3 rRNA genes are annotated in these 896 nt (G+C 47.9%); all 3 read right to left on the reverse strand.

The features are described 5' to 3' along the window. Nucleotides 1-148: ribosomal RNA gene (locus AB4Z45_RS32900) — 23S ribosomal RNA — on the reverse strand; the annotation flags it as partial. A 286-nt stretch (nt 149-434) separates the two neighbouring features. After that, nucleotides 435-551 (reverse strand): 5S ribosomal RNA (gene rrf / locus AB4Z45_RS32905). 207 nt (nt 552-758) lie between these two features. After that, nucleotides 759-896: ribosomal RNA gene (locus tag AB4Z45_RS32910) — 16S ribosomal RNA — on the reverse strand; the annotation flags it as partial.

The following is an 896-nucleotide window of genomic DNA, read 5'->3' on the forward strand; positions in this document are numbered from 1 at the left end:
CTATCCATTACGATAGCTGGGTTTCCCCATTCGGAAATCCTCGGATCAATGCCTGCTTACGGCTCCCCGGGGCGGTATCGTTGTTCGCCACGTCCTTCTTCGGCTCCTGGTGCCTAGGCATCCTCCGTGCGCTCTTACTAGCTTAACCATTTTGCTCAGGYGATTCGGCTTGTGCGCCGTTTTCATTTTGTTTCTCTGATCTCCTAAGACATCAAATGGTTGAAACAAAACGAAAAGAAGTCGCAACAATCTCGAACACCTTTCGCTTACGTAAAAACAACTAAAGGATGTTTCAGCAATTCTTTTTCTTTCGTTATCCAGTTTTCAAGGTGCAATTTGTTTCCACCGCTTTCGCGGCAGGAATATTAGATTAACATATTCGCTCGTTACAATCAACCACTAAAAGTTGGTAATTCGCTTGTATGATTTAATCCGCTTGGCGACGTCCTACTCTCCCAAGACCCTGCGGTCTAAGTACCATCGGCGCTGAAGGGCTTAACGGTCGTGTTCGGTATGGGAACGCGTGGTTCACCTCCGCCATCGCCACCAAACGRATGACTAGACATRCTGAAAGAAAGYGTACTACAATTCCACRAAATCAGATCAGGCGCTAACGCCTCGTTCTTCATCTATGTATTGCTTTACTCTTTCAAAACTGACAACGAGTAAGCGATAAACTGCCAAGTTTATCCGAACCYCWTCGGGTCCGAAGATAATGCTTCCGTAGTGCGTTTCTTCGAAACGCTTTATTTCCTTAGAAAGGAGGTGATCCAGCCGCACCTTCCGATACGGCTACCTTGTTACGACTTCACCCCAATCATCTACCCCACCTTCGACGGCTAGCTCCCTTGCGGGTTACCCCACCGGCTTCGGGTGTTGTAAACTCTCGTGGTGTG

Source organism: Paenibacillus sp. MCAF9, from assembly GCF_052114265.1.
In the GTDB taxonomy this organism is placed as follows: Bacteria; Bacillota; Bacilli; order Paenibacillales; family Paenibacillaceae; genus Pristimantibacillus.